Source organism: Paenibacillus sp. FSL K6-4396, from assembly GCF_038002525.1.
Taxonomy (GTDB): Bacteria; Bacillota; Bacilli; order Paenibacillales; family Paenibacillaceae; genus Paenibacillus; species Paenibacillus amylolyticus_B.
In genome coordinates, this window is the sequence record NZ_JBBOCR010000001.1 from 6,871,944 (window position 1) to 6,898,943 (window position 27,000).

The 27,000-nt window shown below is 46.0% G+C and carries 23 protein-coding genes; 11 read left to right on the forward strand and 12 right to left on the reverse strand.

Features of this window, described 5'->3' with window-relative positions:
* Positions 1–35: 35 nt before the first annotated feature.
* Positions 36–713, reverse strand: coding sequence for a TIGR00266 family protein (locus MHB85_RS29995; protein ID WP_017691614.1), 678 nt, complete (start codon positions 711–713; stop codon positions 36–38).
* On the reverse strand, positions 710–1,105 hold the full coding sequence (locus MHB85_RS30000; protein WP_017691613.1) for a winged helix-turn-helix transcriptional regulator: 396 nt from the start codon (positions 1,103–1,105) through the stop codon (positions 710–712). The genes MHB85_RS29995 and MHB85_RS30000 overlap by 4 nt, the downstream gene beginning before the upstream one ends.
* 164 nt (positions 1,106–1,269) lie before the next feature.
* On the opposite strand from MHB85_RS30000, the gene MHB85_RS30005 reads away from it, so the two are divergent.
* Complete coding sequence (locus MHB85_RS30005) at positions 1,270–2,484, forward strand: MFS transporter (RefSeq protein ID WP_192135267.1); 1,215 nt, start codon at positions 1,270–1,272, stop codon at positions 2,482–2,484.
* A 194-nt stretch (positions 2,485–2,678) separates the two neighbouring features.
* A complete protein-coding gene (locus MHB85_RS30010; RefSeq protein ID WP_192135269.1) occupies positions 2,679–3,536 on the forward strand; it encodes an aldo/keto reductase in 858 nt (285 codons plus the stop codon).
* Between the two features lie 105 nt (positions 3,537–3,641).
* Here MHB85_RS30010 and MHB85_RS30015 read toward each other — a convergent pair whose 3' ends face one another.
* A complete protein-coding gene (locus tag MHB85_RS30015; RefSeq protein WP_341074170.1) occupies positions 3,642–3,815 on the reverse strand; it encodes a hypothetical protein in 174 nt (57 codons plus the stop codon).
* Between the two features lie 283 nt (positions 3,816–4,098).
* On the opposite strand from MHB85_RS30015, the gene MHB85_RS30020 reads away from it, so the two are divergent.
* The 8 genes from MHB85_RS30020 to MHB85_RS30055 all read left to right on the forward strand — a co-directional run bounded on the left by MHB85_RS30020 (position 4,099) and on the right by MHB85_RS30055 (position 11,221).
* Entirely contained in the window at positions 4,099–4,809 is a 711-nt protein-coding gene (locus MHB85_RS30020) for a response regulator transcription factor (protein WP_192135271.1), read from the forward strand.
* Positions 4,806–5,807: a sensor histidine kinase gene (locus MHB85_RS30025; RefSeq protein WP_192135273.1), complete on the forward strand. Its 1,002-nt coding sequence runs from the start codon at positions 4,806–4,808 to the stop codon at positions 5,805–5,807. The genes MHB85_RS30020 and MHB85_RS30025 overlap by 4 nt, the downstream gene beginning before the upstream one ends.
* 97 nt (positions 5,808–5,904) lie before the next feature.
* On the forward strand, positions 5,905–6,675 hold the full coding sequence (locus MHB85_RS30030) for an ABC transporter ATP-binding protein (protein WP_192135275.1): 771 nt from the start codon (positions 5,905–5,907) through the stop codon (positions 6,673–6,675).
* Complete coding sequence (locus tag MHB85_RS30035; RefSeq protein WP_192135277.1) at positions 6,650–8,545, forward strand: FtsX-like permease family protein; 1,896 nt, start codon at positions 6,650–6,652, stop codon at positions 8,543–8,545. The genes MHB85_RS30030 and MHB85_RS30035 overlap by 26 nt, the downstream gene beginning before the upstream one ends.
* A 543-nt stretch (positions 8,546–9,088) precedes the next feature.
* Positions 9,089–9,661: an undecaprenyl-diphosphatase gene (locus tag MHB85_RS30040; protein WP_197997910.1), complete on the forward strand. Its 573-nt coding sequence runs from the start codon at positions 9,089–9,091 to the stop codon at positions 9,659–9,661.
* 470 nt (positions 9,662–10,131) lie between these two features.
* On the forward strand, positions 10,132–10,338 hold the full coding sequence (locus tag MHB85_RS30045) for a transposase (RefSeq protein ID WP_192135279.1): 207 nt from the start codon (positions 10,132–10,134) through the stop codon (positions 10,336–10,338).
* Positions 10,339–10,483: 145 nt separating this feature from the next.
* Positions 10,484–10,717, forward strand: a complete 234-nt coding sequence (locus tag MHB85_RS30050; RefSeq protein WP_192135282.1) for an IS3 family transposase — start codon at positions 10,484–10,486, stop codon at positions 10,715–10,717.
* Positions 10,718–10,981: 264 nt separating this feature from the next.
* On the forward strand, positions 10,982–11,221 hold the full coding sequence (locus MHB85_RS30055) for an IS3 family transposase (protein WP_341074297.1): 240 nt from the start codon (positions 10,982–10,984) through the stop codon (positions 11,219–11,221).
* A gap of 239 nt (positions 11,222–11,460) precedes the next feature.
* Here MHB85_RS30055 and MHB85_RS30060 read toward each other — a convergent pair whose 3' ends face one another.
* The 3 genes from MHB85_RS30060 to MHB85_RS30070 all read right to left on the reverse strand — a co-directional run bounded on the left by MHB85_RS30060 (position 11,461) and on the right by MHB85_RS30070 (position 17,142).
* Positions 11,461–13,602 (reverse strand): peptidase domain-containing ABC transporter, encoded by a 2,142-nt coding sequence (locus tag MHB85_RS30060; RefSeq protein WP_192135284.1) that lies wholly within the window; start codon positions 13,600–13,602, stop codon positions 11,461–11,463.
* A gap of 31 nt (positions 13,603–13,633) precedes the next feature.
* On the reverse strand, positions 13,634–16,717 hold the full coding sequence (locus MHB85_RS30065) for a type 2 lanthipeptide synthetase LanM (RefSeq protein WP_192135286.1): 3,084 nt from the start codon (positions 16,715–16,717) through the stop codon (positions 13,634–13,636).
* A gap of 233 nt (positions 16,718–16,950) precedes the next feature.
* Positions 16,951–17,142 (reverse strand): hypothetical protein, encoded by a 192-nt coding sequence (locus tag MHB85_RS30070; RefSeq protein WP_192135288.1) that lies wholly within the window; start codon positions 17,140–17,142, stop codon positions 16,951–16,953.
* 628 nt (positions 17,143–17,770) lie between these two features.
* On the opposite strand from MHB85_RS30070, the gene MHB85_RS31275 reads away from it, so the two are divergent.
* Positions 17,771–18,070 (forward strand): hypothetical protein, encoded by a 300-nt coding sequence (locus MHB85_RS31275; RefSeq protein WP_192135290.1) that lies wholly within the window; start codon positions 17,771–17,773, stop codon positions 18,068–18,070.
* Positions 18,071–18,082: 12 nt separating this feature from the next.
* On the opposite strand, the gene MHB85_RS30080 is transcribed toward MHB85_RS31275, so the two are convergent.
* The 6 genes from MHB85_RS30080 to MHB85_RS30105 all read right to left on the reverse strand — a co-directional run bounded on the left by MHB85_RS30080 (position 18,083) and on the right by MHB85_RS30105 (position 26,988).
* Positions 18,083–20,182: a glycosyl hydrolase family 18 protein gene (locus MHB85_RS30080; protein ID WP_341074172.1), complete on the reverse strand. Its 2,100-nt coding sequence runs from the start codon at positions 20,180–20,182 to the stop codon at positions 18,083–18,085.
* On the reverse strand, positions 20,183–21,754 hold the full coding sequence (locus MHB85_RS30085; protein WP_105600444.1) for a chitinase: 1,572 nt from the start codon (positions 21,752–21,754) through the stop codon (positions 20,183–20,185).
* A gap of 399 nt (positions 21,755–22,153) precedes the next feature.
* The gene (locus MHB85_RS30090) at positions 22,154–23,194 is read right to left on the reverse strand and encodes a pectinesterase family protein (protein ID WP_105600446.1); all 1,041 of its coding nucleotides are present in this window, start codon (positions 23,192–23,194) and stop codon (positions 22,154–22,156) included.
* On the reverse strand, positions 23,191–24,303 hold the full coding sequence (locus MHB85_RS30095; RefSeq protein WP_105600447.1) for a glycoside hydrolase family 88/105 protein: 1,113 nt from the start codon (positions 24,301–24,303) through the stop codon (positions 23,191–23,193). The genes MHB85_RS30090 and MHB85_RS30095 overlap by 4 nt, the downstream gene beginning before the upstream one ends.
* Before the next feature lie 81 nt (positions 24,304–24,384).
* Complete coding sequence (locus MHB85_RS30100) at positions 24,385–25,353, reverse strand: LacI family DNA-binding transcriptional regulator (RefSeq protein ID WP_181155514.1); 969 nt, start codon at positions 25,351–25,353, stop codon at positions 24,385–24,387.
* Between the two features lie 39 nt (positions 25,354–25,392).
* A complete protein-coding gene (locus MHB85_RS30105) occupies positions 25,393–26,988 on the reverse strand; it encodes an extracellular solute-binding protein (protein WP_105600450.1) in 1,596 nt (531 codons plus the stop codon).
* Positions 26,989–27,000: the final 12 nt, after the last annotated feature.

The following is a 27,000-nucleotide window of genomic DNA, read 5'->3' on the forward strand; positions in this document are numbered from 1 at the left end:
GTTGCAACTCTGTGTGTTCTTTCTCAAAAAAATGATTAGCGCGCAGGGATAAACTGCTTCACCCATTGTCCGAATCCTTGCGGATTGCGGCTCTGTATAAGAATGGTTCCTTCTCCACGGAACCGGCATACCAATCCTTCTCCACTTGTAACACTGGATAACCAGCCCTGTGAAGCTTTCTCTATCCGGTAATCTACATAATGAGGCCATGCCACCAAATGGGCGTTATCCACGATCATTTCTTCACCTGCTGCCAGATTAATCGCATGGATGGCACCATAGGAAGACAGAAATACGGTTCCACGTCCGCTGATCTCAATAATGAAGAAACCTTCTCCCGAAAAGAGACCTTTTTTCAGGTTTTGCATTTTGGTATTCACCTGGATGCCCTCGGTTCCTGCCAGAAATCCGTCTTTCTGCACATAGAGTGAATAGGAACCATCCAATTCAACAGCTTCTACATCGCCCATACTGGAAGGTGAGAGCAGAATCTCTGCCGACCCGCCCGCAGCCGTCAACTCCTGAAAGAAAAACTTCTCCCCGCTCAGCATCCGACCGAACCCGGCAAACATCCCACCTTCTGCTGAACCCTTTAGTTCAACCGTAGGCGTCATGGATACCATCGCACCACTCTCGGCCTTGAACCGCTCTCCCCGCTGCAAATGTACCTTGAGCATCGCAAAAGCACCATCATATAAAATCTCATAGTTCACGGTTGCACCAGCTCCCTATTGTCAGAGTTAAAATCATTGAGTCCATTGTCTTCCAGAACTGCTGATTTGTCTCCGTATTCCTTCACAATATGTTGATCTCCCCAATTACAGAGCGCATTGAGAATTGGTTCAAGACTTCTCCCGTAATCACTCAATTCGTATTCTACTTTGGGAGGGACCTGATTATATACGATTCGGTTTACGATTCCGTCGTTTTCAAGCTCTCTCAGTTGCTGTGTTAACATTTTCTGTGTAATTGCGGGCATAATACGCTTGAGATCACTGGTTCGTCTTTTCCCATGTGTCAGATGACAGAGAATCACGCATTTCCACTTGCCACCGATCACTTCTAGGGTAGCTTCAACCGAGATGTTATATTTTTTTCTAACCATAACTTGCTTCCTCCCTGATGAATTGGATTACATCCGTCGCATGCTGTATAGGCACTAAAAAGTACGTAGGGTACTAAAAAGTACGTACTATTCAATCTATACCGAATAACTCATAATAGCATTTGCCGGTACGTAAATCTACATTCGGGGGAGTTGAGCAAGAAATGTTACAAGATTCAAAGCGTAGCACGTGGGCACTGCTAGCACTGGCCATTAGTGCATTCGCGATCGGTACCACAGAATTTATCAGCGTTGGGCTACTGCCCCTCATTGCAGATGACCTGGGCATTTCCGTAACTTCAGCGGGACTGACCGTTACTTTATATGCATTAGGCGTTACCTTTGGAGCTCCTGTTCTGACTTCACTGACGTCTACCATATCACGCAAAACGCTATTGCTTGCCATCATGATTGTATTCATTGCGGGTAACACGATGGCTGCACTATCGACAGGCATCACCATGTTACTCATTGCACGAGTAGTATCCGCTCTGGCACACGGGGTGTTCATGTCCATTGGCTCCACGATTGCAGCCGATCTGGTGCCTGCCAACCGTAGGGCGAGTGCTATTGCCATCATGTTCTCCGGTCTTACCATTGCCACAGTAACCGGTGTACCTCTCGGTACACTCATTGGCCAACATTGGGGCTGGCGCGCTGCCTTTATCCTAATTGTTGTGGTTGGCATCATTGCAATGATCGGAAACCTGATACTCGTGCCATCCACGTTGAAGCGAGGAACACGGACGGCATTTCGGGATCAGCTGAAGCTTGTTACAGGTGGACGCTTGCTGCTTGCTTTTGCCATCACTGCTGTTGGGTACGGAGGAACATTTGTCGTGTTTACGTATCTGTCCCCGTTGTTGCATGATATTAGCGGTTATTCCGAGAAAACAGTAGCGTTCATTCTGTTGTTGTACGGAATAGCCATCGCTGTTGGCAACATCATCGGCGGCAGAGCAGCCAATCGCAACCCACTCAAGGCGCTCTTCTACATGTTCATCATTCAGACCATCATTCTGGGCATCATGTACTTTACGGTCCCATTCAAGTTGGCAGCACTACTTACCATTATGGGTATGGGTCTGCTCGCCTTCATGAATGTGCCTGGTCTTCAGATGTACGTTGTAACCTTGGCTGAACGATATGCACCACAGGCCAAGGATGTAGCCTCAGCCTTTAACATCGCCGCATTTAATGCAGGGATCGCTATAGGTGCCTATTTGGGTGGCGTGATCAATGACTCCATTGGTTTGATTCACACGACATGGGTCGGAGCCTTGATGGTTCTCGTAGCTGTAATTCTGACCGCATGGGCTAAAATGCTGGAAAGCAAGGATCAACATGCATCAGTCGAAATGGAGAAAGCTTCGTTCTAATTCCTATCCAACCATAGGTCCACTCTATATTTATCAGTTCCAGCCTTCAAGGGGAACCGGTTTCACATGGTATTTTATTATACTATAATACGTTGAACCCAATTTGATCTACTATGATTTAATTTTGTATGATAAAACAACAAAAATTCAGCTTAATATGACTGATTTTTACACAAATTTAAGGAGGAAATCTCATGACAACAGCTCAAACTGCACAACATCTACAATCCACAGTAACTCTGCATAACGGTGTTTCTATGCCTTGGTTCGGACTTGGTGTATTTAAGGTAGAAGAAGGATCTGAATTGATTGATGCTGTGAAAAATGCAATTAAACATGGCTACCGCAGTATCGATACTGCTGCAATATACGGCAATGAAGCTGGTGTTGGACAAGCGATTGCAGAAGCTTTGCAAGAAAACAACCTGAACCGCGAAGAACTGTTCGTTACATCTAAAGTATGGAATGCAGACCTCGGATATGAAGAGACACTTGCAGCTTTTGATACCACACTGAACAAACTGGGATTGGAATACCTGGATCTGTATCTGATTCATTGGCCTAAGGCAGGAAAATACAAAGCAGCCTGGAAAGCCATGGAGGAACTGTACGCAGCCGGCCGCATTAAGGCTATTGGCGTAAGCAACTTCCAGATTCATCATCTCGAAGACCTGATGCAGGATGCCAAAGTGAAACCGATGATCAATCAGGTAGAGTACCACCCTCGCCTGACTCAGGTTGAACTCAAGGATTTCTGCGAAAAGCATGGTATCCAGCTCGAAGCATGGTCACCTCTAATGCAAGGTCAGCTGTTGGACAATCCAGTACTCACGGCGATTGCTTCAGCCAAAGGCAAATCTGTTGCACAAGTAATCCTGCGTTGGGATCTGCAAAATGGAGTCATTACTATTCCAAAGTCCACTAAGGAACAGCGGATTATCGAGAACTCCTCCATCTTCGATTTTGAACTTTCCAATGAAGAGATGGATCAGATCAATGCTCTGAACGAAGATGTACGCGTTGGACCTGATCCGGACAACTTCGATTTCTAAATTGAAGTTGTCCACATGATTCAGGGTTGATTTACAGCAAAAATAAGTAGGGCAAAACCTCCATCTCTTATTATGTACGAGAGTTGGAGGTTTTTTGACGTGGATTCACATCAAAACCGATATTTCTATAAAGTCTGTTCTAAGCACATGCACTTTTGAATCATGTACTCCACTCCCTGTGCCTTGGATCAGAACAACGACAACTTCATCTTCCCCATCTGCATCTAAATCAACGACCGATATTTGAGGATAAAAGGAGGGATTTGCTACATTGCCCATTTGAAGGTTTTCGTTTCACCATTTATTACGATCTGCTGAATTTTAGCTGCCTCGCCAAAGGTTAACGTCAGTAAATTACATCCATTATAGCGAATGATGTTCGTTCTCCTATCCTTAGATTCGATGGGCTTGTAACGATTATCAGCAATTATGTTTATGTTAATATAGAGACAGTCGCCCCATTCACTACCTCGGCTGCGAGTGGGTATGCCGCGCCAGGGGCAAGTGGAGCAAACAAGCTGTGCTTCTTATGGACACGTTTACGCAGAGGAGGAGAGTTGCAATGTATCGCATATGGATTGTGGAGGACGATCCGAATTTGGCTTCGCTTTTACAGGCTTGTCTGGAAAAGTACAACTTAACAGCGCAGTACGCGGACGATTTTGAAGATATAATGGCGCAGTTTCAGCATTACGAGCCCCATCTTGTACTGCTGGATGTCAATCTGCCGAGTTACGACGGGTATTACTGGTGCCGGCAGATCCGCAAAGTGTCTACCTGTCCGATCATCTTCATCAGCGCCCGCTCAGGCGATATGGATCAGGTAATGGCGCTGGAGTACGGAGCCGATGACTATATGACCAAGCCGTTTCACCATGAGTTGGTCATTGCCAAGGTGCGCAGCCAGTTGCGGCGGGTGTATGGTGAATATGCGGGGGATGCGCGGGAAAAAATGGTCGAGCAAGGCGGGCTCGCCCTCTATCCGGAGCGGCTGGAGCTGAAGTGGCGGGACGCGACTGTTGCATTGGCGCGCAAGGAGGCGGATCTGCTGGAACTGCTGCTTCTACGCTACCCGCTGGTCGTTACCCGCGAAGCACTGCTGGATAGGCTGTGGGACGACCAGCAGTTCGTGGACGAGAACACACTGAACGTGAACATCGCGCGTGCCCGCAAGAAACTTCAGGAGATCGCGGTTGCGGGCAGTATCGAGACGGTGCGCGGATCCGGATACAAGCTAGTGCTGGAAACGGACGAATTGGGTGAACCCAAATGAAGCTGCTAATCCGTGAGCATTGGCCCTTGTTTGTTATGCATCTTGTTCAGTTGACGCTGGTTGTGGCGATCTACTGGCTTGACGGCTATCGCAACGTGTACACCGCCCTCTATTCGATATTTCTTGGCATGGTCACCTTGCTAGTTTATACTGGTTGGCGCTATATCAGCCATCGCAAGATGTACGATCGGCTTGCGGAGCCGCTAAATGAGCTGGATAAGTCTGCGGCTGGTTCCGGCAGCAGTGCCCCCATCGCGCAGGCAGTCGACCAACTGCTGCAGGCGCAGTATGCACTGTACATGACTCGTATCACAGAGATGGAGCGGCGCCGCCGTGAGCATTCGACATTCATTACCCAATGGGTCCACCAGATGAAAACTCCACTTTCGGTTATCCACCTGCTGACCGAAAACGAGAGCGACCGGCGGCAGGTCGACATCCGCGACGAAGCAGACCGAATCCAGTGGGGGCTAGAGACAGTACTGCACGCGACCCGGTTGGAGACGTTTGAGGAGGATTTCCAAGCGGCGCATGTGCCACTTAAGCGTGTTGTGCGAAAAACAGTCAATGAACACAAGCGGTTATTCATTGTCAATAATCTATACCCTCAAGTTCAGATGGACGATGAACTGACGGTGCCGACCGACGAGAAGTGGATCGGGTTCGTATTGACCCAATTGCTGTCGAACGCGATCAAATACTCTGCTGGCTGCGGCCGGACCGTCGCCATTCGCGCCTGGCGGCAAGGCGCGAAGACGGTGCTGGAGGTGGCAGACGAAGGCATCGGTATTCCGCTAGCCGACTTAAAGCGGGTGACTCGGCCGTTCTACACTGGTGAGAGCGGCCGCAAGTTCAGGGAGTCGACGGGAATGGGGCTGCATCTGGCGCAAGAAGTTTGCAACCGACTGGGCCACGAGCTGGAGATCGATTCTACCGTTGACGTTGGCACTCGGGTGCGGGTTTATTTCTTGACTGCGGTCAAGCTTACATCGATGTAAGCTAAATGTAATCTTCGTCGATTGGTTTGCTCGGCGAGCCCACCGTATACTTGAGGTGGAGAACAAGAAATCACCAGCTACATGAAGGAGCGAGGATATGGAACTTCTGCGAACAACTCATCTGGGCAAGATTTACAGCGGCCAGATCGTGCACCGGGCACTCGGCGATATATCGTTCAGCGTCGAGAAGGGCGAGTTTGTCGGCATTATGGGGCCATCGGGCAGCGGCAAGACGACGCTACTACAGTTGATCGCGACGATCGACAATCCGACTTCCGGTGAAGTGCTCATCGACGGTCAGAACCCACACCAATTGGGCCACAACGCGCTCGCCCGGTTCCGCCGACAACAGCTTGGATTTATTTTTCAAGACTACAATCTGCTTAACACACTGACAATTTTAGAAAATATCGTGCTGCCGCTGACGCTGGAAGGTGAGAAGGTGCGCACGATGGAGGAAAAGGCGCATAGAATCGCTGACAGGCTTGGGATCGACTCCATTCTGAACAAATGGCCCTACGAAGTATCCGGCGGACAGGCGCAGAGGACGGCCATCGCCCGGGCGATCATTCACGAGCCGAAGCTGCTACTGGCTGATGAACCGACAGGTAACCTCGACTCCAAATCATCTCGGGACGTTATGGAAACACTGACGGCGATCAACCGGGCGGACAGGGCGACAATGCTGCTTGTCACGCATGACGCGCTGGCGGCCAGCTACTGTCACCGTGTGCTGTTCATCAAGGACGGTGAACTGTACAACGAGATTCACCGCGGGGACAGCCAGCAGGCGTTCTTCCAAAAAATCATCGATGTGCTGTCACTGCTTGGAGGGAATGCGCATGACCTTTCAACAATTCGCGTTTAATAACGTCATGCGTAACAAACGCCTGTACATAGCGTATTTTCTCAGCAGTGCATTTGCGGTGATGGTGTTTTTCGTCTATGGCGTTTTCGCCTTTCATCCGGGGCTGGCAACGAGAGAAATCGGCAGTCCGGTAACGATCGGATTACTAGTGGCGCAGATGCTCATCTACCTATTCTCATTCTTCTTTGTCCTTTATTCGATGAGCGCTTTTATCAAGTCGCGCAGCCGAGAGTTCGGATTGCTGGTCATGTTCGGCATCACCAATATGCAGCTCCGGAGGCTCGTATTTATCGAAAATATTGTGATTGGCTTCGGCGCCACGCTGACTGGCGTCGCGTCCGGGCTGGTGCTATCCAAGATATTGTTGCTTGCGGCGGAGTCGCTGATTGGGATGGAGGAAGAGCTCCCCTTCTACATGCCGTACCAAGCGCTCGTTCTGACCTTTTCCGCGTTCATGCTGCTTTTTCTGGGCATCTCGCTTTTCACGGTGCTGTTCTTTCGCGGCAACAAGCTGATTGACCTACTCAAAGGATCCACCAAGCCCCGGCCTGAGCCCCGCGCTTCGATCTGGCTGTCACTCGCGTCGCTCGCACTGATCGGTTGTGGATATGGTGTGTCGCTGGTCGTCGAAGGCTTGATGGTCGTGTATGCATTGCTGCCAGTGACAGTGGCGGTCGTCGTCGGGACGTACTTTTTGTTCACTCAATTGAGCGTATATACGATCCGCGGTTTGAAGCACAACCGGAGGATATTCTGGCGACGAACGAACTTGTTGTTTTTCAACGATCTTGCTTATCGGATGAAGGACAATGCCCGCACTTTTTTCCTTGTGACGATCCTGTCGACTGTCGCTTTCTCAGCAATCGGTGCCCTAGTCGGGTTCAAGACGATCCTTACTGAGTCGATTGAAAAACCGTTTGCCTTTGAATATATCTCGTATGCAGGGAACTCTCCGGAACAGGCCGCCTCGGCGGTGGATGTGATCGAACATAAACTTTTCGTGGAGGGAATTCCCTTCACGAAGCTGCAGGCCGAGCTGCGCTCTTACAAACGAGCCGAGAGCAACGAAACGGTGATGATCATCAGCGAGTCAATGTACAACACATTTGCCGCTGTCGCCGGGGATCAGAAGTTGAAACTAGGGGCGAACGAAGCGGCTATCGTCCAATACAACTCAACAGACGGACGAGGAGAATCCTTCGACGAGCAGGAGCTGGCAGTGGAAGGCAGCGGGAAACCACTGTTGATCACACAGAGCGCCTCCTTCTTAATGTCGGAGTACATGTTGAAGTACAACAAGTACTATGTCTTGAATGATGACCGCTACGAGCAGCTGCCGGAGCCGCAATCGTCCGAGGGCTACTATGTGTTCGCGGTCAGTGACTGGGAGGCAACAGAAGCAGTCGGCCAGCAGCTGGACGGCGAGATTGGTCTTTCCAAGAATGATAGCTTCTTCTCACTGGCGTTCCACATCAAGCAGTTGCTTCAGAGCTATAGCGCAGTGATGTTCGTTGGGTTGTTCATTGGCGTGGTGTTCTTTGTGGCTTCCGGCAGCTTCCTCTATTTCCGACTGTACACGGATCTGGATGATGACAAGGCGAAGTACGCTTCAATCATGAAGCTCGGGCTGACCAGCCATGAGCTGTCGAAGATCGTCACTCGCCAGATGGCTATCCTGTTCTTCCTGCCGATTGCCATCGCGATCATTCACGGTGCAGTGGCACTGACGGCACTGCAGGGCATGTTCAATTTTTCGCTCATCAAAGAGTCGATAATCGTGTTGAGTGCATTCGCGATCATTCAAATTGTGTACTTCCTGGTTATCCGCAGCGGCTATTTGCGGCAGCTTCGGTCCGGTGGAACCGGATAATCTCGTATTAAAGAATGGTTACAAGGGGACTATTTGTACGACCTGTTCGCGCAAAGAGACAAAAGAGTATAGCAGATTGCTGATAGAGGACGCCCTGTAAACGTATTATCGTAATGCTTATGTTCCTGTTTTCGGGGATTACGTCATGGTGCGTCATCTAACAGCTAATAATCGGCATTATGTTGGGTGAAGTTAGCTGTTTCTATTGTCGGCCCCGACGATGTTTATTACATCATGTGCAAAAAAACTAACTGCGTGTAAACCATTATTTTTACAGTTGTGTTTAAGATGGGGAATATAGTATCGGCAAACTATGACTATAAAGCGATTTTTCCATGGTCAGTCGTGCATTTGATTGTGGAGTTCCTGCATACCCTTCGTTCTATTCCTACGTGTTGCTTTATGTTGCTGCTGTTAGGACTAGTGGCAACAATAGCCTACTTCGAAAAAAATGGATAATCACTGAAGTAGGCTGGTTGGAGTTCTCCATTGTAAGTGGGAAATTCAGATGGAGGTGGGATTTTGTTTCAATGGGATATTGATATGTTTCGGACGATTAACGATCTGGGCAAACAGTTTGCTTTTCTGAATCCCGCTGCTGTCTTTGTGGCGGAGTATATGCTGTATGTACTCGCACTAGCAATGCTTGTTTATTGGTTCACCCGCAGCAACCGGAATCGGATGATGGTTATCCAGGCAGGGCTTGCTTTTGTTCTGGCAGAGATCATCGGTAAATTGGCAGGCAAGTTTTATGAGCATTATCAGCCGTTCGCGGTATTGCCACATGTCAACAAACTCCTAAACCATGATATAGATAATTCTTTTCCGAGCGATCATACGATTTTGTTTTTTTCCATCTCTGTCTCCTTCTGGCTTGTCCGGAGAAAGGGTGGGTGGCTCTGGCTGGCGCTTGCTTGCTGTGGTGCTGTCTCCCGCGTCTGGGTTGGAGTTCATTATCCAATAGATATCGCAGTGGGAGCGTTGATTGGCATCATTTCAGCTTTGTTCATCTATTGGTTGGCACCAAAGCTTGGGATTATCAGGCGGTTTCTGGCTTTATATGAAAAAATGGAACAGCGCGTATTACCTGTCCAACGTAAGTCTGGTAGTATGTAAATTCCCGCCAGTACCAGGTTTGTTACGATATGTCGAAACAATTGCTATGTATCTGGTCTTAAACAAGAATGCGCAAAACGTACACTGTGTAATTAAATCCAGTAAACTCATCGATTTCCATACACTAAGGAACGCAGCACAAAGCCAATTATATGGTATTTCTTCTTGTTATTCAGGCCAAACCAACTAAGGAGAAATAAGCAGATATTATCTTTAGTGGTTTGTAGCGCACAATAAAAAGCGGTAGCATGTCTAAAACTTCTTGGTTCCTAGATTGGCTACTTCTTTTTTAACGAGTCTGTAATAAGTGGATTTATAATTTTGATCCCTATATTTTGCCGAATAATTGTCCCTTCCAGCATAGAGTACAAAAAAAACCTAGTTATTGGTATTATCCCCTTTAAGTAGACACTTAAAAAAAACTTCATGTTATCATGAGGGTTCAAGTGACACTTGGAGGGGATATTTTTATGAAAAAAAAAGGACAAACATTTCAGACGTATACCGAAGAATTTAAATTGAATGCGGTTAGATCCTATGTCGAAGATTCTTCAAGTTACAAGGTGGTCGCTGATCGCGAAGGAATTCGAAACTGCTCACAACTGAAGGTGTGGGTAAAAAATGGAAAAACGGGGAAGCGTTCGATGAGCGAAAAAACAATGTTCCAAATCCAATGAAAGGACGTCCTCGTACTGCCTTTAGCAGTGTAGAAGAAGAACGGGACTACCTTAAAGCACAGGTGGATTATTTAAAAAAGCGGTATCTAAATCTAGTAAAGGAGAAGCGCTGAGCCAACGGGAGAACTACGATATCATAGACGAATTGCGCTGCTCGCATGGCATTACACGCCTATTATCGATTACAGGAATACCCCGTTCCAGTTACTACAAATGGCGAGCAACACAGCCCCAGCGAGACGCAAGACAAGACCGTGAGCGTGACATCAAAGAACACATGATGGCTATTCATATTGCAAACCGAGAGTTTGGTTATCCTCGCATGACAACGGCGTTGTGGGAGGCGGGTCTGAACGTTAATCACAAGAAAGTATGGTGAATCATGCGGGAACTATCGATCCAATCGGTAATTTCGTAAGAAGAGGAAGAAGTCCAGCTACACGCTATCTGTGATTTATCCGAATCGCCTGAAGCGCAAATTTCATGCCACAGCACCCCAGCAAAAAATGGTGACGGATATTACGTATATTTTTCGGATGGAAACACATTCGTTTACCTGTCTGTGATTCAAGACTTGTTCAACAACGAGATTGTAGCTTGGCAATTATCAAAGCGGAACGATGTTCAGCTCGTATTAGATACGGTGGAACAATGGACAAAAAAAGAGACGTTTCGGAAGCCGTGCTCCATTCGGAGCAGGGCTTCCAATACACGATTAGAAGCATTCGGCGTGAAGGGCAGCCACTCTCGCAAAGCAACCTGCCTGGATAACGCATCCATCGAATCCTTCTTTTCGCATCTCAAAACAGAGAAGCTGTACCTTAATCAGTGTAATTCAGAAGTAGAGATTCGACAAGCCGTGGAAGATTATATGTACAATTAATATCGTTTTCAAATGTCTCCCTCCTCAATGTATTTGTGCAGCTTAATTTTGTTTAATTCAACAAGAAAATCCTTTATATTTCCGATTGTAATAAACGTTACAACATCTTATCTAAAAAATAAAAAGAGCCCATGGTCTAATCCGTGTAGAATAAAGTCACAAACAACTACATTCACACAGGAGAATAAGTCCATGAGATCCTCACATCTACTTGATTGAAACCCGCCATATAAAAACAGTTATGAACTCATTTCTTGATAGTAATATTGATAATAGCTTGAAGTATGTAACAACTGATTGTGATTTCCTACATCACAAACCCTTCCATTCTCCAAGACAATAATCATGTCACTGTTCATCACCGTCGATAACCGATGGGCAATTACAATTCGTGTGCATTTAATACTTGATAAATATGCATCTACTCGAGCCTCAGTTATATGATCCAATGCACTCGTTGCTTCATCTAGTACAAGTATTGATGGGTTATTTAAAATTGCCTTGGCTAAGGCGATTCTTTGTCGTTGTCCTCCTGAAATATTTCTACCCATTTCAGCTAAAACTGTCTGATATTGCATCGGCATCGACATAATTTCATCGTGAATATTTGCTGCTTTTGCTGCCCGCACTACTTCATTCATAGTTACACCATCCTGGTGCATGACAATATTATCATAAACACTACGATTGAATAATGATATATCCTGCGGAACTATCCCCATCTGTTTACGAACGTATTGCATATCCAAATCCGAAGTTTCATATCCATCATAGTATACCTCACCAGATAACGGGGCAAATAACCCAATTATCAAATGAGCTAAAGTAGATTTTCCAGAGCCAGATTGTCCAATAATAGCTATCTTCTGTCCTGGTTTGATGTGTAATGAGATGTCACTTATCACGATCGGACTATACTTTGAATAGGAATAGCTAACATGTGATAGTCTGATGTCACCTAGTACTTTTACTTGCAGTTTACCTTCATTTTGTTCAGATGGAGCCTCCAACACGTCATGAATCCGTTTCAAAATAGTAGTCGTAAGAATATATGAATTTATCGTATTCATAAGGTTTGATGATGTAGTAAAAAGAAGAGTCGCAATCGCTTGAAATGAGACAACCATACCAACCGTCATAGAACTGTATTCCTCAGTAATTAATAGAACGCCGATACTTAGCACAATGAGTGGTGACATAAACTGCAATCCATTGCTAGTTGTTGTAATGTAGCTATTCAAATTTTCCTTACGGCGGTATACTTGCAATAAATGTTTGAATTTATTAAGCCATTGGGAGTAAACTTGTTGTTCTGTCCCTGATATTTTCACACCCATAATACCGTACAGCATTTCTGTCTGCACAGCTTGTACTTCTGTTGTAGCCGCCACTTGTTGCTGATTAATCTCGGCTACATATTGTTTAGTGAAAATTACTAACAAAATATTTATACTCACAAATAAAAATACAATCATTGCAAGCAATGGAGATATGAACAACATGTAACCAGACAATACAAATAGCATGAAGCTATCCAATATACCTGTAATCAGAGCGCCTGACAACTGATTTCGGATTGTGACCATGCTATTCATTCTAAAAAGCATATCCCCATACGAGCGCAGTAAGAAGAATGGAAATGGTAATTTCAATAAATGTGAAAAAAAGTGGGTCTGCATCTCATAGTCCAAAGCATTGTGTAATCGAATCAAAACACGACTACGTACGAATGTAATTACCATGTACGCAAGTAGAAAACTGACTACAGATATAAAAATGGTTATAGATAAACTGGAGTTTTTAGGAATCATAACCTCGTCAATAACATGCTTCAAGAATAACGGCATACCTATAACGATGACTTGCAAAGCTAGTGTAATAAGAAATACATATATAAATAGATTTTTATGTGTTTTTACATGGACTAAAACATCTAACCAAATATTTGGGCTTTTCTCGATGTCGATTTGTTCGGTTAACCCCACTGTCATTAAAAATCCAGAAAATTGCTCGCTGAAATTCTTTAATGACAGCTTAATTCTCCCAAATCGTGGGTCAACAATACGGGCATAATTATTATCTATCTTTTCCAAAACTACAAAATGACCTTGGTTCCAATGCAGAATGGCTGGTAAAGAAACTTGCTGTAATTGAAATTGATCAATATGTTCAATGCGATAAGCTTTTACATCATAGCCTAAGCTCACAGCAATTTTCTTTAGTTGCAACAGTGTTGTACCATCTCGTCCAACGTCTGCCCGTTCACGTAGGCGAGATAATGAAATCTCTTTCTTATAGTATGCAGATATCATTGCAAGGCAACAAAGTCCACACTCTGACTGATGCATCTGCTCGACATAGGGTACACGCCGACGAGCCATTACATTCTCTCCCTTCTACTTTGATTTAAGATCACACAGTTAGCCTTGAGATGGAAGGGAAGAATTTATCATTTTCCAGATTTAAAATGTTAGGAACTCTTTCTGGAAATGCCTGTTTTAATAGCCCAAATCCAATACCCGAAAGACCACCCATTAATCCTTTAATATCAAATGCACGATGGACACCTGTGTTATTCCATGGTTGATCATTTAGAAGTCTGAGCAGATACGCTCTGACTATATTAATAGTATCCTCATTACGCTCCAAAACTGAATTAGCATAAAGTAATATTTCCAATTGTCCAAAATCACCATGACAATAGACAGGTTCTGTCCCAAAGCCTAATTTAAGAGTTGTTTCAAGCGCAATATTAATCTCTTGATCAATATGTGCATCCCAATACCCATTTTCCAACAATCGTAGTCGAGATAATAATATACCCGGTGCACCATGACACCATGTTACCCTTGCGGTATCATTAGGAGTAATCCAATTTTTCAATTCATCACTATAGTTTGCACGCTCATACTGTAATCCTTTTTCAATATATTCAATGTACTTTGTATGTTGAGTGACCCTATATAACGATGATAATGAAGCAATAATTCCAGATACGCCATGGGAATACCCTACATAAGGCTTACTATTTGGTGTTGTCAGCCAAATCATACTACCATCTGGCAAGGTTTGAGCATTCTGAAGCAAATGTTCAGCGCATTTCTCTGCACCTTGTAGCGCCTGTTTCCATCCGGTTCCATGATATACATGTAAAAGCACATCAATAGCTCCAGCTGCACCACCGATATAATCGAATGAGGTATCTTTATCTATGAGGTTACAGTAATAAGGAAGAAATTCTTTAACAGTTTGTAGTAAATCTTCATCATTCCATAAGCGTGATAATTGATAGGTAGTAAATACGCCACCACCAATGCTACCAACTTCAAATACCCCAACGTTTAACGATACATCATTTGATTGGTACGTATTTCTCATAATTTCAATCAACGGCTGCAACGCTTTTCGGGCCATATCTTTATAATTGTTATCTGTAGTTAGTTCAGATAAATAACCCAAAAATAAAGCAATTCCGCCATTCCCATTATAAAGATCATTTCCTACAGGAACGAGTCTCAGTTTCCTTTCATCCTCGCTATTGGCTACTAAGCCAATCCATGTTATATCATCAGCTGCTGGACTTGAAGATATAACTGCTGATTGAACTAAACTTTCTCCAATTGAAATAGCTAACTGAACATACTCGTCTTTCCAATTAGACCCTAATACGTCGTTTGATTTTATAAATTGAATTTCAGGAAAACAATAAGTATAAAGATCAGGCTTAGATGACAAAACAGACATATTTAATAACTGTAACTGTTCTTTTAGGTCCTTCTCGCCCATTTTATCGATTTTGTTTATTACAACCTCTATACCTGATTGTTCAAATAACTGAGGGATTCGTTCATTATTAGATGACCAAACATCTCTTTCGGACGGAGAAGTGTAAAAGATAGGGATATCCCCGTCTTCAATATCACGCATCTCGTGGGAAACAAATTTTAAATGTTTAGGATCAGCTAAGCATTGTAACCATAATCGATGCAAAACAACTTTACGATCTAATTCATCTCGTAATAAGTCAGGATGATATAGAGTACGCATTAATTCACCATACGCTCTAGTATCTCGCACGATTACTCTAACTCTAACGCCATCAAACTCTCGGATCATTTCTTTGAGTCTGTGCTTGTTTTCCATCATAATCCTGTAAGCTTGAGCAAACCCTTGTTCAATGTTGTCAATATAACGATAACTATCTACAACTTCATTATTATAATATGGAAGATTATAGGTCTTACTAGATTCTCCCTCCCCTTTTTCTAATCTCATTCGGTCTGTACCTCTGTGAGTGAGATTCAGTACATTTGGTACTTTTTTTCCACCGTATCCGAAAATGCCACTGATGTCTATGCCGGAGTACGTATCTGACTTAAAAATGTACTGTGGTAACATGCCAGAAGACATCACAGATTGAGATATAATTTCATAGGCATGGCCACTGGCGTTATGTTCAAATTTCTTCGTACTTATATGTCTATGAAATAAGGATTCTAGATCAATTACAACAGGGCTAGATCCATGCGCAATAATATTCTCATAATGGAAATCTGTGGCGTTAAACATATACATTATAGCCAAATTTACGCCCATGTTTTTGTAAAATTCACTGATTTCCTCAGTGGAATTGCACTCAGAATGCTCTACAAACTCTGTCCAGCCATAACTTCCACAATCTAAATTTTTTATTATTTTTGTGTGAGGAACACCACAATGCTGCATCCAAGACAAAATTTTGTAATATTCTTTATCAACTCTTAATGAACGAGGTTTATATACTAATTTGCCTCCTGTGGTAAACTCTAGAATCGTTACACTTCGTCCATCATGAGTATCACCTGCCCCAATATGTAACTGGACAAGCTTACCGAACTGGTTGACCTCAGGCATATGTGAAACTATTTTTGGATAGTCAGCCTTGAACCTATCTAACACTTCACTAACATGGGCTGTCCATTTTTCAGTTATACGAAGCAATGAACGTATTAACACTGGGTATTCATTGGCCAATTGTCTTAAATACTTTTTATCATGTAGCAAATTTTCAAAGTACTGATACCTCTGTTCTGGAGTTTCTCCTTGCAAAAGTCCCTGATTACTTAATACATTCAATTCCAATATTAAAGTTTTGTAACTGCAATCCATGATTCTTTCGAATAAAGAAGAAAGTAGCCTTTTAAAAAAAGAACTACTTGTATGTAAAATACGAGAATCTGAATCACTGATGTTTTCTTCCAATTTATTGATAGCAAGTAAGAGGAAACGTTCAGTAAATCCCCAAAATTCAGGCGGAGTAGCTGGAATATATTCATCCATTGAGTCAATTAGCAACAAATTTTCCCATTTCAATTCCCATGATGATTCATTTTTTTTTATATTTGAAATAGTATCGACTTCTAAATTCGACACCTCTTTGAGACTTTTTTCCAAATATTCCTCTTTATCATAGAAAAATTTTGCCCAATATTTTGTCTTTTCACTAGTATTTATCACTGTATATTAACAACCTTTCGATAATTTAGAAGAAACAGATAATTGATATACTTACATGGATAAGAGGGCATTTCTAGCTGTATACTCGGCAGCATCATTTATAATGCTCCGAAAATATCAGCAGAATGCCCTCCTTATAAAATCCATGTCAAACCTAAATGCATTATCATTCTGTTACTACCGTGTATCAACTAGCCCAATGATTGCAATAACATTTAAATTTCAGCTGTTTATTAACATACCCATGTCCATCCTGGGGTACAATCAGCCGTAATGCTCTTAACACAATTACCATCTGTAAAGCCTTGTGCTTGAGCACCACCAGCCACTGTATCCATCTCAGTGTCTGTCAATTCAGATAGCACACTTCCTACTGGATTATATGTAGCTGTATTAGTATTTTCCATTTGATTTTTCAATTTCATAGTTTTCACCTCCTTTCATAACTTATCCTGCTCAGCAGGGTATTCATTGTTCAATATGATAATAGTTTTCCAATTGGTGTTTAAGAACCAAATCCTTATATGGGCAATATTACCATATTGTTGTATGGAAGTAAATAGATTTAATAGATATATTTAAAAATATTTAGATATAATAAGTTTATTTGGAGATTAATATACATTCATATCGAAATTTAGGAGTTATACACTTTAATTTTTTTTAACTTCATCAAGCTAATTAAAAGACTGATCCTAAAGAAACTAAAATCAATCACGTAAAATTCTTTGAATACGAGAAATCTCAGAATGAGCAAAGGATTTAGCGAAGTAGAGCAACTTTCTGTAAACCTCTATGTGAAATCTGTATCGACCAAGGGAATAGCATGTACGGACGAATTCAAACAACTCTTATTGCATCGAATCAATAAGGAAAGCTGCCCAGAGAAACTTTTGAGTCTTGTGGATTCGATGTTCAGATCATAGACATGACCCGGATTAAAGCCGCAGCCGACCGATGGAGAGCAAGTTACTAGGAACAAGGAGAACAGGAACTCACTACACTTATCCAGATTTTCAGAAGACAGTGAAACCTATGGAGCTTGGTCCATCGATGTCCAGACGAGGGAACTGCTGGGATACCGCACCGCAGGAGAAGTTCTTTGATCATTTTAAGAATGAAATCTCATTAAAGAACTGCGCCAAACTGGATGAAGCCAAACAAGAAGTTAAAGCCTATATGTCTACTACAACCACTGGACTAAAGATCTCTAGTATTGGCTTGTTGGCCTCAGCCTACCTTTTGCCGGATGCTAACTACAGCGAGTGTTTCATTTATATGAGCAAAAAAACCACCAATCAAAGATCGGTGGTTATTCTTGTCTACTGCACGTTTCAATTCAAAATGTTGTAATCCATTTTTTAACTATTGAACCTGCCACAATGCAGGGACATTGGATGGTTCCCACCCAGGCAAGGAAGTGTGGGCCTGCAAACATTTATATGTCTTGCCGCTATACGTGACCAGCTGTCCGACGGAATAGGCTGTATTCGCCTGCCAGGCGGAAACGCCCGGATTTGTCGTTCCTGCTGTTGTTTTCACGGTCACCGCGTTGCTCGCAGCAGAACCATTCCCCGCCGCATCCTTTGCTTTCACCGTAAAAGTATACGAGGTATCCGCAGCAAGCCCGCTGATCGTTGCTGTCGTTCCGGTCACGGATGTCGCAAGTGTCGTTCCATTGTACACATCATAACCCGTTACACCCACGTTATCCGTGGATGCCGCCCAGCTCAGCGTTATGCTGGATGTTGTTTGCGCTGTCGATGCCAGGTTCGTTGGCGCAGTTGGCGCCTGCGTATCTCCACCCGGCGAAGTGGCAGTGCTTACGGTTACAGCATTACTGGCTGCAGACAGATTGCCTGCCGCATCTTTTGCCTTTACCGTGAAAGTATAAGAAGTACCTACTGACAGGCCGCTGATTGTTGCAGTCGTTCCGTTGACGGAGGCAGCAAAATTGGCACCATTGTAGACGTTATAACCGGTAACCCCTACATTATCCGTTGAAGCATTCCAAGCCAGCGTCACCGAGGTAGCCGTCACACCTGTGGAGCGGGCATTTCCTGGTACGCTTGGCGCCGTCGTATCTGCTGGAGGGACCGTACCTCCGGTAGGCAGGTCGGCTTTCAGTTTATTTTGGAGTGTTTTGTTCCGGTCACCGCTAAGCTCCCAGAACATCGCACCGCCAAGTCCTTTGCTCTTGATATAAGCGGTTTTATATCCAACAGACTCCACATCATCATAGCTAATAAAACGCTTGTTGGTCGCATTATAGAGATATGGCACCTTGGCCGTGTCATTCCAGTAACGCGTATACCCGTTTTTGTTAATGTAGTTGGTCTCCAGATCGTAGAAATCAAAGGAGCCTGCTTCCCATGTTCCAACGGAAGAACCTCCCGCACAGGTCTGATACTGGCCATTGCTCGCCTGTGCGCATCCATCCCAGCCGCGGCCATAGAATGGAACACCAAGCACAAGTTTGGCGGCTGGTACCCCGGCATTCAAATGCCCTTGTGCTCCGGCAGCCACATTAAATGTATTGGCATCCGGTACCCCAGCAACTGATGCCGCAGGGTCATAGTTCAACGGCGCGTTATGCGCGCTGACTTTTTGCCAAGCCCCGTTAAAATCGTATGTCATAATGTTAATCCAATCGACGATGGAAGCTATGTTGGCAAGCTCTGTATTCGCAGCATAGGTGGTCGATGCACCGCTTGCAATCGTAAGCAGATACTTCTTGCCGTCCACAGCTCCGGCAGCATCCAGCTTCTCACGGATTTTGCTCAGAAGCAGCGTGTAATTTTGCTTATCCTCCGGACGTTTGCTGTTACCATCAAGTCCCCCTGATACCGGGTACTCCCAATCCAGATCCACCCCGTCAAAATTGTATTTGCGCAGGAAGTCGACGGCAGAGTTCGCAAATACCTCCCGTGTTGCAGCAGTCGCAGCCACATCAGAGAAGCGATTGGACCATGTCCATCCTCCGACGGAGATGATCGTCTTCAGATTAGGATTGATCTGTTTCAGCTTGTTCAGCTGATTGATATTGCCTGCAATGGGCTGATCCCACGTATCCCCTGCAAATGTCTTGCCGGTATCAATCCATGGATCGCCAAGCACGATCGTGCCATTCGGTACATTGATTGTCTGGCTCTTCTCATTCTGACACGTCCAGGTCACCGGGTTAGGGCCCGAAGGGTCCGGATTTCCATGAACACCATTCCAGCAAATATCGGCAAAAGCATAGTTGATATGCGTGACTTTGGTTGGGTCGATATCCGTTACATTATAGTTTCTCCCATACGCAGCCCATGACGGGTAGTAACCAACAATTTTATAAGAATCTGCAGCTGCTGCCGTAGCGGGTTGGAGTACAAAAGAAGGAATAATAACAGATAAGAGCAGGGATAGACCCAGGAGAAACTTTGCGGTTTTCTTGAAAGCAGTGTGTTTATTTAAATGTATCATCTAATACACAACCTCCTTTGTCGTTTGCGTACTCAGCCCGTTCAGGAACGGACGATGTGCGCTCGAAAACTGGTTATTCGTATATGCGTCCCAGTTGATTGACCAGGTCATAATCCCTTTTATCCCCGCATAACCCGCAGGCTGGCGCAAAGTATAGGAACCGCCGTACGACACACCTTTGATTAGGTAGTTCAGCGCCTTCTGCAGTTCGGCTGCCGTGGTATACCCGCCCCCGGCAGCCTGTTGGGAGGCCGGTACGCCGATCGCAATCTGGTCCGGTCGCAAGGCACTAAAGAAAGTGCCTGTGCTGCCGCCTACATGAAAGCCTTGAAGCAGCATCTCCGCCATGGCCACATGGAAATCAGCTGTTCCTTGCGCGTAAGAGCGTCCATCCAGCCCCACCATGGAGCCCGTGTTATAGTGCTGCACATGAAGCAGGGTCAGGTCATTACGCAAGGCATGGATGACTGGCAGGTAAGCTCCCCAAGGGCCACCGTAGCTCAGATATCCACCCTGTACATAGGCCGTCTCCGGCGCAGCCGTCAGGATGAAATTGGCGCCGAAGTGTGACTTAACCGCTTTCACGCCTTGGATGAGGTTAACAATTTTTGGTGTAGTTGGACTACGGAAATCGGTATCCCCTGCATTCAGAGACAGGGAGCTTCCTTCCAGATCGATATCCAGACCATTGAAACCATACGTAGAAATGATTGATTTTAATGAATCTTCGAATTGCTGTCTCTTGGTCGCGTCGGTGAGCTCAATGGTACCGTTGGCTCCCCCCATGGATAGCAGTACTTTTTTCCCTTGGCTTTGCAGATAGGCAATATCAGATTTGAATTCGGCTACCGTCACATTGTATGGAGTAAAAGCAAGCGTTCCACTGCCATGTGAAATCGGTTCGGCAAAGGAGACATTAATGACGTCATAGGCTGTTGATACATTACGAAGTCTGATATTCGTTGAACCATTATCGAAGTTGTGCCAGTAGCCGATCAGCCATTTGCTGCTGATTGGCCCAGGATTGGAAGATCCGTTGGAAGTTGTTACACTGAGGGAGGTGCTCGCAGCGGATATATTGCCTGCGGCATCTTTGGCTTTTACCGTAAAAGCATAAGTCGTGCTGGCTGTCAGTCCAGTGACTACAGCTGTTGTAGTTGAAGTACTTGTCACAAGAACGCCGTTCCGGTACACCTCATACCCCGCTACGCCCACATTATCCGTGGATGCATTCCAGGAAAGACTCACGGAGGTGTTCGTGATGGAGGATGAAGTCAGACCCGCTGGAACAGAAGGTGGTGCCGTATCTGGCGTTGGCGTTTCCCCTCCCGAACCTTCCCTGACGTATTTCCACAACGCGGGCACAACAGAGGGCTCCCATCCGGTCAACGCCGTGTGGGCTAGAATACACTCATAATCTTTATTTTGATATGTTACGAGGTCTCCATTCTGGTATGCAGTGCCTGCCTGCCACTGGGCGGCGGCATCGGCTCTCGGTGCAAACCACGTAATAAGTAGAAGAAATGCCAAAGCAAATGTAATGACTGGGCGGAATCGAACAGCTTGATTCAAGCAAAATCCCTCCTGTACTAAGGATACGTTCACCTTGCAAACAAAACTTCAATAGTCCACCTGCATCTGATCTGTGATCGATTAGAGCCAGCCTCATTCAGCCATCTGATGTTGCGTGTCACTTCACTCCCTTCCCTTACCAAAATGGACCTTCCCTCTCGTGTTCTTTTTTTGCAGGTACCATCCAAATTTTACAGGGAATTTACAGATCCTCACCCTGTATTTAATCAGTAAAATGCAAAAGAGATAAGGGATAAAATAGTTCTATTGGGGGCGAAAAATGTAATATAGCGCACAAAAAAGGTTTTCGTTCAACTCCTTAGGAGAATTGAAAGAAAACCCTTGTTAGATATTGCGCAGAGAAGAGGGCGTATCTTACTGCCGCTGCTCCCCTCTCCCTTAAAAAGGCTGCCATCCATCCACGCCGGACAGAATCAGAGGTACAGTGTACTCGGCCGCTTCCTGTTCGGTCAGCATCTTGGCCCAAGTCACACGATCAGCAGCACGTCCGGCACCAGGCCCGGCACTGTTATATTCCGCATACTGAACGGTCTGCTCTGCATCTGTCTTGTTCCAGTTATGCCATCCCTCCCGCTTCACATGAGCGCCGATCCAGCAGTTCAGAAAACAGACTTTGGCATGATGACGCCACGGTCTGCCCAGATACACCGACTGCGGCGGAGCATTGCTTGTCAGATCACAGTCCAGAAACACATAGCCGTAACGCACATCCTCTGGCGTAGATGCTGCGGTAATCCAGCCGTTCACTTGCCCATCCGCAGCCTCCGCTTCAGTCAGGCGATTCTTCGTAAAGATCTCGCACCCCTTAAATACCACCGTAGCCGAGCCAAAAATAAAATCGATATCGCCTTCGATGTAACAGTCCTCGAAATACTGCCGCAGTTTACGCCGCTCGGCACCATCACGTGGCCCGCCAAAGTAACTGCGATCCATGGGCTGCTCCGGCAGCGGGCCGGTGAAAATCGTATCCTGGTGACCAATCAAACGACAGCGACGAAAGGCCGCCCGGTCTCCATCTACGTAAACGGCCAGCGCCTGACCAACCTCCTTGCCCGGCCCGGCAGCATTTACGAAGGAAATCCCCTCTGCCGTGAAATCATCGGCACCAATGAAAGCTGTATAGGAATGAAACGTATGATATGGCGACCCGTCCGGGAACTTCTTAAGTGCATAATCATCATACGTAATGATTGTCTGCTCCGCCCCGTCACCAATCAGATGGATGCCCGGCTTCTCCATATGCAGCTTCTCATGATAGACACCAGCCTTCACGCGAATTGGAACGGTTCCGATGCCATTCTCCGGCAGCGCATCGACTGCAGCCTGAATCGTCACATAATCCCCCGTCCCGTCTGAAGCAACAGTCAGACAGGGAGTCGATGATTCCAATGCTGTATTCGGCAATCTCTGCTGTGTCATGGCAATCGCTCCATTTCCAGTGCTGCCAGCAGAAGCGGAGCCACACCCATAAAGGAATCGCTTACAACCGCTTCGCTTACATAGTAGTTGTACGAGCCATCCCGATCCAGGCTTAGTCCTGCGCCATGACAGATCCCGTTTAACCGAACGCCGTCAGCCGTCTCCTCCACCAATCTGGAGGACAGTCCTTGCCATCCCTTCTCGGCCGCAGCTCTGAAATGCGGCTCCAGATACCTTAGCCGCACACCCTTCGCAAGTGCATATACAAACATGCTTGACCCGGATGCTTCCAGATAGTTGCCTTTGCGGAAGCCCTGATCCAGTACCTGGAACCATAACCCACTCTCCTGCTCCTGCACGCGCACCAAAGCATGACACATCCGTTCGAAGATACCGATGATGGTTCCGCGCTTTGGATGATTCACGGGAAAATGTTCCACGCTGTCCACAATCGCCATGGCATACCAGCCCATCGCCCGGCTCCAGAAGTGTGGCGAGCACCCTGTCGATGAATCGGCCCAGACCTGCTCCTTTGATTCATCCCAACCATGATAGAGCAGTCCGGTCCGGGGATCACGGGTCTGGCGTTCGATCAGCAGAATCTGGTGTGCCACTTCATCCCATAACTCGGGGTGATGAAATGTCTTCGCATACTCGGATAGAAAGGGAGATGACATATACAGGCCGTCCAGCCACATCTGGAATGGATAGATTTTTTTGTGCCAGAAGCCACCCTCCGATGTTCGAGGTTGCCCTGCAAGCTGTGCGGCCAAGAGATGTGCCGCTTCTGCGTAACGCTGATCTTCTGCACCATCCAGTAATGCAAACAGGTTTTTCCCCTGATTAATCTGATCCAGATTATATTCTTCCAAAGTATACGTGCCAATAGAGCCGTCGGGCTGGATATACAGGTCCATATGTTTTTTCATAAAATCAACATACTCTTGCTTGCCATAATACTGCCCGGTTCGTGCCATTGCCATCAAGGTCATGCCTTCCACGTATGCCCATCGTCCCGAAGGGAACGCATGATAACCGTCCCCGTCACATTGCTGGATGATCGTTGCTGCAATTCGCTCAGACCAGGATAACTGCGTCTGTACCTGCATAAGCAATTCCTCCTTGAATGTTGTATCCACCTAATACATGTATGACTAACGGACCGCTTCACTCTTCAAAGGTCGCTGTCCTTATTGCCGGCACATTGCCGTTGAACTGCGAAGGTTCAGCTTAGGCTGAATGACTACCGGAACATCGACCTGTTCATCACGGATTAACGATACAATCAGCTCGGCTGCCTGCACGGCCAGTTCATCCAGAGACGGGCCAATCGTCGTCAAGGCCACTTCGGCATACTGCATATCCGGCAGATCATCATACCCGATTAACGAGATATCGCGCGGAACGCTGAACCCTGCCTCAAGCAAAGCCCGGAGCGCACCTCGGGTGACCAGGTTGTTAAGTCCAATAAACGCTGTTGGCGACTCCGACCCAAACGCATGATTCCGTATGGCAAAATATCCGTCTTCCCAGGAGGAATACGCTGGCAGCACATGATCTTCGTTAAAAGCCAGACCCGTACGCTGCAACGCTTCCCGGTATCCCTCCAGTTTAATATTCTGCGAGTTGCCGATGAATCCGATTCGGCTGTGCCCCAGCGATTTTAGATGCTCGACTGCTCTAAACAGTCCTTCTTTGCGATCAATCTTGATGTATGGAGAGTTCGGCGCTTCATCTGTACCTAGCACAAAACACGGCATGTTAAGTGTCGCGAACTTTTTCCAGAACATCTCCCGATTGTCCAGTGCGTAGTCCCACAGAATACATCCGTCCACACGCAGCTGGCTGAAGACATCTACCCCATCATCCGCCACAACCAGGATCATCTGATATCCCCGCTTCTTCAGCTCGTTGTGCAGACGGCCGGAGATGTTCGAGAATAACGGATTGCTCAGTTCATCCAGCACAAAACCGATGATGTTGCTCCTGCCCGTGGAAAGCTGCCGAGCCAACATATTTTTCCGATATTGATGTTTCTCCGCGACCGCAAGCACCTTCTGCTTTGTTGCCGGTTTGATTCGGGGATCATCATTCAGCGCCTTCGATACCGTGCTATAGCTCACCCCCGCCAGTTTTGCAATGTCTTTAATGGTTATCAAAATCAATCAACACCTCTCATACGCCTAAAACCCTATTTCTTATTTCTGTGCAGATTTATAACGATCATATTGTGCCTGTCTGCCCGAAATAACCTGCTCTATGTTCATCTTCTTCAACGTCTCAATATAACTGTCAAACTGGTCCAGACTGGCATCACCGCTAATAAACTTGAAATTCATCTCTTCCACATAGGTGGTGATGTCAGGCATCGCCATGCTCTCCACGCTCGCTTCATCCGGCAGGGCATAGACAAACGGGAACGGTTCACGGACATATGGCTCCAGTTCCTTATCCATCTTTGCATGCCAAGGGGCCACGACGGAATCGGCAGAATCGGTCGATTGGATATTCGGCAGATTCACCGGACCGATGCCGAGCTTCTGAATGTATTCATTGTCCTTGCCTTTGTCCGTAAATGTCTTCACGCCATTCTCTTCCGTATACGTGTCATCCTTGATGCCCCACGTATAATACGTCTGTGCCTCTTCACTTACCGCATAATCCAGGAAGCGGAAAGCCAGCTCCGGATTTTTGCTATCCCGCGTGATACCGAAGATGCCGCTAACCGGGGTACGACCGATGTAGAACTGATCGCCATGCGGTCCTTTCAGTGGCAGAATGCCTTTGATGATTGGCTCTTCCGGATTGTAATCCTTGAACAGCGGGCTGTAGACCATCGACATGTACCAGCTGAAATTAAATGTGGCTCCTGTCACATCCTGAGAGATACGCGATGTGACCTGATCACTCGTAGTACTCGCATAATCCACCCCAAGCAGACCTTCCTTGTACAGTCCATTCAGATAGGTCAGGTATTCCTTGTACGCTGGCTCATAATAACTGAAATGCACCTTGCCCTGATCGTCTGCATAAAACTGGTTGGACAGATCGAGACCAAACGCGGGGCCAAAGGCCATTGACACAAATTTTGCTTCCATGGACAGCGGAATCTCATCGGCTTTTCCGTTGCCGTTCGGGTCGTCTGTCTTGAACTTGCGCAGCATCGCCGTAAATTCATCCAGCGTGGTTGGCTCGCTTAATCCCAGCTTATCAAGCCAGCGCACATTAACCATAAATACCGGCATGTAGTTGCGGGTTAACGTCTGCTGCGGGATATAATACATTTTACCATCTGGTGTTGTTAAACTGGCTTTGACCGAAGGCGACTTTTCATATATTTTTTTGAGATTCACGCCGTACTTCTCCACCAGATCATTAATTGGAATGAACAGACCGCTGTTAATGTACTTCATCAGCTGATCCTGATCCGGCAGGTACACGATATCGGGCAAGCCGGTACCGGCAGCCAGCCTCGGATTGACGGCATCCGCATAATTCTGCGGCGGAATCAGATCCCAATCCACCGTCACACCGGCATTGCTCTCAATTTTCTTCACAATGGCGGCGGTAGACAGATCCACATTGGTCGTCCATGCGTTGGTTCCGAGAACAGACAACTTGGCATCCGTCTGATCCGTTACCGGTCCTGCTCCGGTATAATTGAAGGCTGGCTCCGAAGTGGACGGGGTACTCCCCGCATCGGTTCCCGCCCCTGTTCCGCCGCTACATCCCGCCAGGCTGATTGCCAGTATCGCTGCGATTACACTTTTTCTTCCTGCCCCTTTAAATCTCATCCATCATTCCTC

Coding starts and splice junctions, on each gene's coding strand:
- MHB85_RS30095 (WP_105600447.1), bottom strand. CDS start 24,303: ATGCAGGTACAGACGCAGTTATCCTGGTCTGAGCGAATTGCAGCAACG.
- MHB85_RS30090 (WP_105600446.1), bottom strand. CDS start 23,194: ATGACACAGCAGAGATTGCCGAATACAGCATTGGAATCATCGACTCCC.
- MHB85_RS30035 (WP_192135277.1), top strand. CDS start 6,650: ATGACCTTTCAACAATTCGCGTTTAATAACGTCATGCGTAACAAACGC.
- MHB85_RS30045 (WP_192135279.1), top strand. CDS start 10,132: ATGAAAAAAAAAGGACAAACATTTCAGACGTATACCGAAGAATTTAAA.
- MHB85_RS30060 (WP_192135284.1), bottom strand. CDS start 13,602: ATGGCTCGTCGGCGTGTACCCTATGTCGAGCAGATGCATCAGTCAGAG.
- MHB85_RS30020 (WP_192135271.1), top strand. CDS start 4,099: ATGTATCGCATATGGATTGTGGAGGACGATCCGAATTTGGCTTCGCTT.
- MHB85_RS30025 (WP_192135273.1), top strand. CDS start 4,806: ATGAAGCTGCTAATCCGTGAGCATTGGCCCTTGTTTGTTATGCATCTT.
- MHB85_RS30080 (WP_341074172.1), bottom strand. CDS start 20,182: ATGATACATTTAAATAAACACACTGCTTTCAAGAAAACCGCAAAGTTT.
- MHB85_RS30000 (WP_017691613.1), bottom strand. CDS start 1,105: ATGGTTAGAAAAAAATATAACATCTCGGTTGAAGCTACCCTAGAAGTG.
- MHB85_RS30030 (WP_192135275.1), top strand. CDS start 5,905: ATGGAACTTCTGCGAACAACTCATCTGGGCAAGATTTACAGCGGCCAG.
- MHB85_RS30040 (WP_197997910.1), top strand. CDS start 9,089: ATGTTTCGGACGATTAACGATCTGGGCAAACAGTTTGCTTTTCTGAAT.
- MHB85_RS30015 (WP_341074170.1), bottom strand. CDS start 3,815: ATGGGCAATGTAGCAAATCCCTCCTTTTATCCTCAAATATCGGTCGTT.
- MHB85_RS31275 (WP_192135290.1), top strand. CDS start 17,771: ATGTCCAGACGAGGGAACTGCTGGGATACCGCACCGCAGGAGAAGTTC.
- MHB85_RS30010 (WP_192135269.1), top strand. CDS start 2,679: ATGACAACAGCTCAAACTGCACAACATCTACAATCCACAGTAACTCTG.
- MHB85_RS30105 (WP_105600450.1), bottom strand. CDS start 26,988: ATGAGATTTAAAGGGGCAGGAAGAAAAAGTGTAATCGCAGCGATACTG.
- MHB85_RS30005 (WP_192135267.1), top strand. CDS start 1,270: ATGTTACAAGATTCAAAGCGTAGCACGTGGGCACTGCTAGCACTGGCC.
- MHB85_RS30070 (WP_192135288.1), bottom strand. CDS start 17,142: ATGAAATTGAAAAATCAAATGGAAAATACTAATACAGCTACATATAAT.